The 9405-nt window shown below is 70.0% G+C and carries 9 protein-coding genes and 1 pseudogene; 8 read left to right on the top strand and 2 right to left on the bottom strand.

The features are described from left to right. Window positions 1-128 precede the first annotated feature (128 nt). Window positions 129-230, top strand: a pseudogene (locus tag ACFV4F_RS28155) (NUDIX hydrolase); the annotation flags it as partial. Here the strand turns inward: ACFV4F_RS28155 and ACFV4F_RS28150 are convergent. After that, complete coding sequence (locus tag ACFV4F_RS28150; RefSeq protein WP_380506538.1) at window positions 227-772, bottom strand: HD domain-containing protein; 546 nt, start codon at window positions 770-772, stop codon at window positions 227-229. The pseudogene ACFV4F_RS28155 and the gene ACFV4F_RS28150 overlap by 4 nt on opposite strands. A gap of 27 nt (window positions 773-799) precedes the next feature. Then, the gene (locus ACFV4F_RS28145; protein WP_380506535.1) at window positions 800-1234 is read right to left on the bottom strand and encodes a GntR family transcriptional regulator; all 435 of its coding nucleotides are present in this window, start codon (window positions 1232-1234) and stop codon (window positions 800-802) included. 148 nt (window positions 1235-1382) lie between these two features. On the opposite strand from ACFV4F_RS28145, the gene ACFV4F_RS28140 reads away from it, so the two are divergent. The 7 genes from ACFV4F_RS28140 to ACFV4F_RS28110 all read left to right on the top strand — a co-directional run bounded on the left by ACFV4F_RS28140 (window position 1383) and on the right by ACFV4F_RS28110 (window position 9263). Next, complete coding sequence (locus ACFV4F_RS28140) at window positions 1383-1838, top strand: hypothetical protein (RefSeq protein WP_380506532.1); 456 nt, start codon at window positions 1383-1385, stop codon at window positions 1836-1838. A 63-nt stretch (window positions 1839-1901) separates the two neighbouring features. After that, window positions 1902-2870 (top strand): hypothetical protein, encoded by a 969-nt coding sequence (locus tag ACFV4F_RS28135; RefSeq protein WP_380506529.1) that lies wholly within the window; start codon window positions 1902-1904, stop codon window positions 2868-2870. Between the two features lie 337 nt (window positions 2871-3207). Then, on the top strand, window positions 3208-3900 hold the full coding sequence (locus ACFV4F_RS28130) for a VIT family protein (RefSeq protein ID WP_380506526.1): 693 nt from the start codon (window positions 3208-3210) through the stop codon (window positions 3898-3900). 85 nt (window positions 3901-3985) lie between these two features. Then, window positions 3986-6622, top strand: a complete 2637-nt coding sequence (locus ACFV4F_RS28125) for an ATP-dependent Clp protease ATP-binding subunit (RefSeq protein WP_380506550.1) — start codon at window positions 3986-3988, stop codon at window positions 6620-6622. Between the two features lie 115 nt (window positions 6623-6737). Next, window positions 6738-8027 (top strand): sensor histidine kinase, encoded by a 1290-nt coding sequence (locus tag ACFV4F_RS28120; protein ID WP_380506523.1) that lies wholly within the window; start codon window positions 6738-6740, stop codon window positions 8025-8027. Further along, window positions 8024-8701, top strand: coding sequence for a response regulator (locus tag ACFV4F_RS28115; protein WP_380439344.1), 678 nt, complete (start codon window positions 8024-8026; stop codon window positions 8699-8701). The genes ACFV4F_RS28120 and ACFV4F_RS28115 overlap by 4 nt, the downstream gene beginning before the upstream one ends. 274 nt (window positions 8702-8975) lie before the next feature. Beyond that, a complete protein-coding gene (locus ACFV4F_RS28110) occupies window positions 8976-9263 on the top strand; it encodes an SHOCT domain-containing protein (RefSeq protein WP_380506520.1) in 288 nt (95 codons plus the stop codon). Window positions 9264-9405: the final 142 nt, after the last annotated feature.

The following is a 9405-nucleotide window of genomic DNA, read 5'->3' as shown; positions in this document are numbered from 1 at the left end:
TTTATAAGCCCCCCCCCCCCACCTTTAAAAACTCTTCTTTGGCCGCCGCCCGCTTCTTTTTTTAAAACGCCCCCGCCCCTGTGGGGGCCACTCGGGGGTCGTGTTCAGAGCCCAACGGGGCCGGGGGGGTCAACCCAGCGGACCTCGACGACTTGGACATCCACCCGTCCATGCGGCTGCGGATCAAGCACGGCTTGGCATCGGACCGCACCGAGCCGTACATCGGCTAGGCCGACGTGCCGATCTGGAGCAGCCGGCCTTCGACACGTCGCGCGGCTGCATCGATCTCCGGCTCGGCGCGGCGGATGAACCGGCCGACGACGCTGTCCGGTCCGTAGCGGCCCACGATCTCGCCGATCCGGTCGGGCGTCGTTGTCGGCGTGCCATCCGGAGTGGTGGTCATGTCGCAGTAGATCAGCGCGTCCACCAAGTGGGGCTCCTCCAGCGGGAACTCCGCCTCCAACTCCTGGCGAAGGCCCCGTTCCTCGGCTTCGAGCAGGGCACAGGAGTGGTGGGCGACCAGGCGCACGACGCGCTCGTCGACGTTCTCCGCGCGGAGGAACCGTGCGCCGTCGAGCGGGTGGAAGCCCGTGTCAACGATCCGCGGCGAGTAGCCGACGTCATGCAGGACCGCTGCGGACTCCAGCAGCTCAGCATCCGGGCCGAGGATGCCGGCGAGGGTGCGCGCCCTGCTGGCCACCCCCTTGGAGTGGTTCCAGCGGCGCGGCAGGTCGGTGGACAGAAGGGATTCGGCAAGCTCGTAGGCCCACACGATGGCATCCGTTCCTAGGTAGCTGGGTCAGGAGTGATTGGCGGGAAGTGCGCGGACGCGCCGCCCCTTCCCGTGACGTACTTCGAGAACGCCGGCGCCTTCCAACTGAGCTAGGGCACGCCGGACGGTGCCCCGCGCGGCTCCGGTCGTCTCCGTGAGTTCCTTCTCGGACGGGAAGTCGGCGTCCACGCCGAGTTCGTGAACGAGGGCAGCGAGCTGGTCGAGCACCGAGACCTTGGGCGCAGCGCCGACAACGAGCCACCCGACGCCGGGCTGCGATCGGATCAAGCCCTCGGCCGCGAGGACGTCGAGGGCGCGCTTCACAGTGGTGCGGGCGACGTCATGCTCCTTCATCAGGTCGGCTTCTGATGGAAGCGACGTCATGGTGGAGTCTCCGCTGATCTCGGCGCGCAATGCGTCGGCAATCCGCAAGTACGTGCCGCGCGGGCTCCGCTCGGGCACTGACCGCTCCTTCTGTAGGGGATACCAACACAGGATGGACGATTCGAGGGTGGCAGTGCCAGGCTTCGTGTTGCCGGATCGACTCTCAAGCGTTGGAGACCCGCGGACGGGCAGACGTGGGAGGTGCCTTCGCCGTACGCTTCTGCGCATGTCGAACACCGGCCCCTCCCTTGCTTGGTGGAATGCTCAGCTCCCAGTCGAGCGGCGCGCCCTCGCCGCTGTTGAAGCGGCCGTTCAGCAGGTCTCTGACCTACTTCCGGTCCTGAAGGGAGAGCACGTTGTCGCCGATCACATCCGAGTTGCGTGCATCGAGTCCTTCTTCGTTAACGTGCGGCTGACTGCCGACTTCCTCGCACTCAAGCCCGATAGCCGGGATCTGAGGGCGGCATCTCTACTGCCTGGCTGGGAATATCAAGCAGCCTGGGATCAGCTCGGGTCGCACTGGAATCTGGCCAGTAAACACGTCATGCACATGAGTACTCTGCGATTTCCTGACGACCTTGGGGAGATCAAACAGATCACCAGTGTCCAAGTTGAGGAAATGGCGGACGACTGTCGAGATGTCTTCGAAAGATTCAAAATCCAGTACTCCCCGGCTGACTAGCCAGTATGCGTTGTGGTATGCCGCCAATGATCCAACACCTGAAGGCCGTGGAGTAGCGTCGTAATGACTGGGGCCCAATTTCGAGAGTTTGAGCTCACCCGTTTCCTGTTGAAGCTCCTTAAGGCATCCGGGTATAGCGAGTCGGCAATTGGCTACAATGTTAATTTTGCTCGCCGAATCGATATTCTCATGGAGTCGGGTGGCGAAGTATTCATCATTGAGGTCAAGAGGGCTCCTCCACAGACCGACCTGCGAATTGATCAAGTAGTTGATCAAATAAGGAGCCAAGCGTCCCGCGTCCAGAGTGAAGGGCGCCTGACGCTTCCGCAGAGGCTGGTCCTCGCAACCCCTGGAAGTCTGTCTCCGAAAAGCTTGGAAGTGCTTCAGGCCTCTGGTATTGAAGTGTGGGACGGGCCTTGGATTGCGCGCATGTCGGAGTCGGTGGGGCTTGCAAGCGAGGCCGCGGCCTTCCTTGCCCCGGAAAACTTCAGCAGTGCTCTGGATGGGCAGCCCACTAGCCTGGCATCGAGGCTCTCAGAGATGAGTCCTGGAAGGGCGACTTGGTCTTCATATCAGAAGCTGTGTCGGGAGATCTTCGAGTATCTCTTCTGCCCTCCCTTGCAAGCCGCAATCTGGGAGAGCAGCAATGAGTCGAAGGTTAACAAGCGCGACTTCATTCTCCCCAATTATGCCACTGATGGATTCTGGCGATTTCTTCGCGAGGAGTATCGTGCGGACTATATCGTGGTGGATGCAAAGAACTATGCCGCCGGAATTGAAAAGGAGGAAGTTCTTCAGATTGCAAACTATCTATCCCGCCATGGGGCCGGATTGTTTGCCATAATAATGACCAGGAATAAGGTTCAGGATTCTGCAGCTTATATCATCCGGGAGCAGTGGATTCTCCATAGCAAGCTGCTGGTCCCGCTGGATGATCGCGACGTCCTGCAGATGCTCACGGACAAGTCAAGGGGAAATGATCCTGGGGAGCTTATTCGGCAGAAGATCGAAGACTTTCGCCTCGGTATCTAACGCAGCCTCCCCCACCCCCTTGGCCGGTTGCGACATCACTGGCTGACATCAACGGTGGCGCACGTGCATGACCGCAGGGGTACGTCGATGGGCTGACGTGTGACTGTTGAGATGGCCGGTGTGCTCGTCGGGACGCCGGTAGATCGAACTTACAAAGCAGATGTCGGCGGTTCGAAACCGTCCGCGCCCACCAGTTGTCTCGAAGGGCCGGTTCAGGAGTCATTCCTGGGCCGGCCCTTCGGCGTTGTGGGGCGTGGTGGTGAGGGGCTCATTTTGGTCCGTCGGGTGGGGGCTGCTGTGGGTGGCGGGGGGTGTTGGGGCGGGTGAGGATCGGGGGGTGGACGAGTCGCGGGCGGCGTTGTCGGCGCGGTTGAACTGGTTGCGGGCCGCGGTGCTCGGGGCCAATGACGGGGTGGTGTCGACGGCGGGGATCGTGACGGGTGTCGCGGGGGCGGCGGGGTCGCGGACGGCGTTGCTGGCGGCGGGGGTCGCGGGGCTGCTCGCGGGGGCGATGTCGATGGCGGCCGGTGAGTACGTCTCGGTCAGCACCCAACGGGACACCGAGCGGGCCGCGTTGGCGAAGGAGCGGCGGGAGCTGGCGGAGGATCCGGAGGGGGAGCTCGACGAGCTGACGGACTACTACCGGGGGAGCGGGCTGACGGACGGGCTCGCCCGTGAGGTGGCGGTGGCGCTGACCGAGCGGGACGCCCTCGCCGCGCACGCGCAGACCGAGCTCGGCATCGACCCGCAGGTGCTGACCGATCCGTGGCAGGCGGCGCTGGCGAGTGCCGCCGCGTTCACCCTCGGGGCGCTGGTCCCGTTGCTGGCGGTGCTGTTGCCGCCGGAGTCGTGGCGGCTGCCGGTGACGGTGGCGGCGGTGGTGGCGGCGCTGACGCTGTCCGGGTGGACGAGCGCCCGGCTCGGCGGGGCGGGTCCGGCGCGTGCGGTGCTGCGCAACGTCGCGGGCGGGCTGCTGGCGATGGCGGTGACGTACAGCGGGGGCGTGTTGTTGGACCGCTTCACCGGGTGAGCGTGCCGGAGCTTCCGGAGGCGGGCCGCCACGGCCTGTGTTTGTGTGGCAGCAAACCGCTTGGGAGAGGTGAGCCGTCGTGACCATGCCCCCGTTCGGATCCAGCGATCCGTTCTCCGACCTGCTCAGCCGGTTCTTCGGGATGAGTCCGCTGGCCTCCCCGCCCGCCGTTCAGCGGGTGCCGATCGGCCGGTTGCTGAGCGAGTCGTCGCAGGAGCTGCTGGCGATGGCGGCGCACCGCGCGGCGGAGGACGGGAGCAGCGACCTCGACACCGCGCACCTGGCCTGGGCGGCCACCCGGGTGGAGCCCTCGCGCCGGATGCTGGAGCGGGCGGGCATCGATCCGGACGAGCTGTCCGCGGACCTGGAGCAGGTGCTGCCGTCCGGCCCCGTGCCGGCGGTGGACGGGCAGCCGGCACTCACGCCCTCGGCCAAGCGCGCGCTGCTCGCGGCGCACGCCCGTTCGCAGGCGGCGGGGGCGTCGTACATCGGTCCGGAGCACATCCTCGGCGCCTTGCTGGACCAGGAGCGCTCGGGCGCGGGGGCGGCGCTGCGCAACGCGGCGCCCTCGCAGGAGGCGCTGAAGACGGTGCTGGACGGGCGGGGCGTCGGCGGGGAGCGCAGCAGTACGGGCGCGCACCCGAGCGGGACGCCGACGCTCGACGAGTACGGGCGGGACCTCACCGAGGAGGCCCGTTCGGGCCGGCTGGACCCGGTGGTCGGGCGGGCCGAGGAGATCGAGCAGACCGTCGAGATCCTGTCCCGCCGCACCAAGAACAACCCGGTGCTGATCGGCGAGCCGGGCGTCGGCAAGACGGCGATCGTGGAGGGGCTGGCGCAGCGGATCGTCTCGGGGGACGTGCCGCAGAGCCTCAGGGACAAGCGCGTGGTCACCCTGGACCTGACCGCGCTGGTGGCGGGCTCGAAGTACCGGGGCGAGTTCGAGGAGCGGCTGAAGAACGTGATCGACGAGGTCACGGCGGCCGAGAAGAGCGTGGTCCTGTTCCTGGACGAGCTGCACACGGTGGTCGGCGCGGGCGGTGGCGGCGAGGGTTCGATGGACGCCGGCAACATCCTCAAACCGGCCCTCGCGCGCGGCGAGTTGAGCGTGGTCGGCGCGACGACGCTGGACGAGTACCGCAAGCACGTGGAGAAGGACGCCGCGCTGGAGCGCCGCTTCCAGCCCGTGCTGGTGCCGGAGCCGAGCGTCGAGGAGACCGTGGAGATCCTCCGGGGGCTGCGCGACGCGTACGAGGCGCACCACCAGGTGCGGTTCGGCGACGATGCGCTGGACGCGGCGGCGACGCTCTCGGACCGGTACGTCAGTGACCGCTTCCTGCCTGACAAGGCGATCGACCTGCTGGACCAGGCGGGCGCGCGCGTGCGGTTGCGCAGCCTGTCCGGTTCGACCGCGGCGACCTCGGTGCAGGACCGGATCACCAAGCTCAAGCGGGAGTTGGAGGAGGCTGTCGCGGACGAGGAGTTCGTGCGGGCCGCCAACCTGAAGACCGAACTGCGGCAGACCGAGGACGAGCTGGCGGCGGTCGCCGAGTCCCGTGAGGAGGTCGTCGCGGTCACCGCGGACGACATCGCGCAGGTGCTCTCCTCCCGGACCGGCATCCCGGTGGCGGAGCTGAACGCGACCGAGCGGGAGCGGCTGCTCAAGCTGGAGGAGCACCTGCACGAGAGGGTGATCGGCCAGGACGAGGCGGTCACCGCGGTGTCCCAGGCGGTGCGCCGCGGCCGGGCCGGGATGGGCGACCCGGAGCGGCCGACCGGCTCCTTCCTCTTCCTCGGGCCGACCGGCGTCGGCAAGACGGAGCTCGCGAAGGCGCTGGCGGCGCTGCTGTTCGGCGACCCGGACCGCATGGTCCGCTTCGACATGAGCGAGTTCCAGGAGAAGCACACCGTCTCCCGGCTGGTCGGCTCGCCGCCCGGGTACGTCGGCTACGACGAGGCCGGGCAGCTCACCGAGGCGGTGCGCCGCAAGCCGTACAGCGTGCTGCTGTTCGACGAGGTGGAGAAGGCGCACCCGGACGTCTTCAACCTGCTGCTCCAGGTGCTGGACGACGGGCGGCTGACCGACTCCCAGGGGCGTACGGTCGACTTCCGCAACACCGTGGTGATCATGACGAGCAACATCGGTTCGCAGCGGATCCTCGACCACGCGGGGAACGTCGACGAGATCCGTGACGACCTCATGCGGGACCTCCGCCTGCACTTCCGGCCGGAGTTCCTCAACCGGATCGACGAGGTGATCGTCTTCCACGCGCTCACGCGCAAGGACCTGTTGTCCGTCGTCGACCTGCTGCTGGAGCGCAGCCGGCGCCGGCTGAAGGCGCAGGACGTGCGGCTGGAGGTGACCGGGGCGGCCAAGGAGTTCCTGGTCAACCGGGGGTACCAGCCGGAGTTCGGGGCCCGGCCGCTGCGCCGGACGATCCAGTCGGAGCTGGACAACCGGGTGTCGAACCTGCTGCTGGACGGCACCGTGCGGGAGGGGGACACGCTGATCGCGGACGTGGGGGAGGGCGGTCTGGTGGTCACACTGGCGCGGCCGGAGCCGTCGGCGACCTTCGACGAGGCGGAGGCGAAGGCGGCGGTCGGGGCCGGGACCGGAGCTGGGACCGGGGCTGGGACCGGAGCCGGGACCGGAGCCGGGACTGGGGTCGGGACCGGGGCCAGGGCGGCCGATGCGGAGGCCGGCGCGGCTGCGAGGGGGTGAGCCGCGGCGGCCGGGTTCCGGGCGTGGCCCGCAGGGGCGTACTCCCGGGGGAGTACGCCCGAACGCCACTGGTGGAGGACGCGCGCGGGCGGGGCGCGGGTCTAGCCTTCCGGGCATGATGCCGCCGATGTCCCCGCCGCCGTCGGAGCGGCCGCCCGGTCGGAGCGGGGCCGAGCCCGGTGCCGCGGACGGCCCCACGCCCGCCGACGGTCCGGCCGGGCCGCCGCCCGAGCCGTGGCGTCCGCCGTGGGTGCGGGGTGCCTGGGGCGGCCGGTCGCTGGGGCTCGCGGTGGGCGTCGCCGTGGTGCAGGTGGTCGGGTCGTCGTTCGCCGGGCGGCACCAGAGCGGGCGGGTCCCGCTGGACGCGTTCGGCTACGTCCTGCTGCTGCTCGGCCCGGCCCTGCTGGTGGTGTGCCGCAGCCGGCCGGTGCCGGCGGTGGCGGGCACCTCCGTCGTCACCGCGGGGTACCTGGCCGCCGGGTACCCGTACGGGCCGGTGTTCGCGAGCTGGCTGATCGCCTGCTGCTCGGCGATCGCCTGCGGGCGCCGCAGGGCGGCCTGGGCGGGGATGGTTGGGGTGTACCTGGTGCACGTCCTGGTCACCTTCGTGCTGCCGGACGGCTGGCAGCGCGTGCCGCGCACGGCGTTCTCGTGGCAGCAGGAACTCGGCCTGCTGGCCTGGCTGTTGCTCGTGCTGGCGATCGCCGAGATCATCCGGTTCCGGCGCGAGCGGATCGCCGCCCACCGGGCCTACCGGCAGCAGCTGGAGCAGCGCCGGGCCAACGAGGAACGGCTCAAGATGGCCCGGGAGCTGCACGACATCCTGGCCCACAGCCTGTCGCTGATCAACATCCAGGCGGGGGTCGGGCTCGCGCTGCTGGACCAGCGGCCGGAGGAGGCCCGCGCGGCGCTGGCCACCATCAAGTCGACCAGCAAGGAGGCGCTCGGCGAGGTCCGCCAGGTGCTCGCGACGCTGCGCGGGCCCGGGGCGGCGCCGCGCGGCCCGGCGCCCGGGCTGGCCCGGCTCGACGAACTCACCGACCAGGCCGACCGGGTGGGGCTCACGGCCGAGGTGCACGAGCTGGGCGACCGGCGGCCCCTGAGCGCCGCGGCCGACCTCACCGCCTTCCGGATCGTCCAGGAGGCGCTGACCAACGTCGTCCGGCACTCGGCGGCGCGCGAGGCGGTCGTCGTCCTGGACTGGACGGATCCGGAGGCGCTCGTCGTCAGGGTCGAGGACCCGGGCCCGGCGGTGCTCGGCGACGCCGGCGGATCGGGCAGCGGGCTGGCCGGCATGCGGGAACGGGCGGGCGCGTTCGGTGGCACCATCTCCGCGGGAGCGCTGCCGGGCGGCGGCTTCCGGGTACGGGCGGAGCTGCCGACACCGAAGGCGGAGGGCGAGTGATCCGGGTACTGCTGGCGGATGACCAACTGCTGGTGCGGGCGGGCTTCCGGGCCCTGCTGTCGCTGCAGGACGACATCACCGTGGTCGGGGAGGCGGACGACGGCGAGGCCGCGGTGCTGCTCGCCCGCGAGCTCGTTCCGGACGTCGTCCTGATGGACATCCGGATGCCGCGGATGGACGGCCTGGAGGCGACCAGGCGGATCGCCGAGGACCCTTCGCTGTCCTCCGTCCGGGTGGTCGTGCTGACCACCTTCGAGCTGGACGAGTACGTCTTCGAGGCGCTGCGGTCGGGGGCCGCGGGTTTCCTGGTCAAGGACACCGACCCGGCCGACCTGCTTCGCGCGATCCGGGTCGCCGTCGCGGGGGACGCCCTGCTCTCCCCGGGCGTGACGCGGCGGCTGATCGGCGAGTTCGCGGCGCGTTCGAAGGCGCCGGAGGCGGCGCCGGCCGGGCTGGCGGACGTCTCAGGGCTCACCGAGCGGGAGCGCGAGGTGCTGGCGCTCGTGGGGATGGGGCTGTCGAACGAGGAGATCGCGCGGCGGCTGGTGGTGAGCCCGCTGACGGCGAAGACGCACGTCAGCCGGGCGATGGTGAAGCTCGGCGTGCGGGACCGGGCACAACTCGTCGTGCTCGCTTACGAGTCGGGGCTCGTGCGGCCGGGCTGGCTGGGCTGAGCGTCCGGGGCCCGGCGCTCCTCCTGGTGGCCGGGCCGCCCCTGGCCGCCGCCTCCCCGGCGACGTTTCGTCCCTCTCCGGCTACTTCCTCCCGGCTGCTTCCGCTCCGGCTACTTCCTCCCCGGCGTGTCACAGCCCGCTCGTACTCCCTCGGGAGTACCCCAACTGCCTCTGCCGGTGGGACGCGTGATGAGACCGCCCGGCGGGACGCTCTAGTCACCTCGGGAAACCGCCCGAGGTCCTGGAGGCCCCACGCCGAGGAGATGAACCACCCATGTACACGCTGCTCGCCGACTGGGACGGGCACGGGCCCGGTCCCTGGATCCTGTTCTTCCCGCTGATCTGGATCGCCGTCGTGTTCCTGGTGATCTTCATGCTGCGCCGGACGGTCTGGCGCCGCGGCTGCGGGTACCGCGCGGGCGCCGACCACCCGCTGGCCGTCCTCGGCCGCCGCTACGCCGAGGGCGACATCGACGCCGAGGAGTACCGCTCGAAGCGGGCCGTGCTCAGCGAGTCGCCGCGGTCGCCGCGCGACGGGGCGGGGGGAGGTGCCGGGAAGTGACGACCCTCGACGTCCTGCACGGCACCGCCGCCCGGGTCGGGGGGGGGGGGGGGGGGGGGCGCGGGGGGGGGGGCGGGGGCGGGGGGGGGGGGGGCGCGGGCGCGGGGGGGGCGCGCGGGGGGGGGGTGGGGGGGTGGGCTGG

It is taken from the genome of Kitasatospora sp. NPDC059722 (assembly GCF_042733235.1).
GTDB lineage: Bacteria > Actinomycetota > Actinomycetes > Streptomycetales > Streptomycetaceae > Kitasatospora.
The sequence above is the reverse complement of the archived record's forward strand: the minus strand, read 5'-3'. Positions and strand labels throughout refer to the sequence as shown.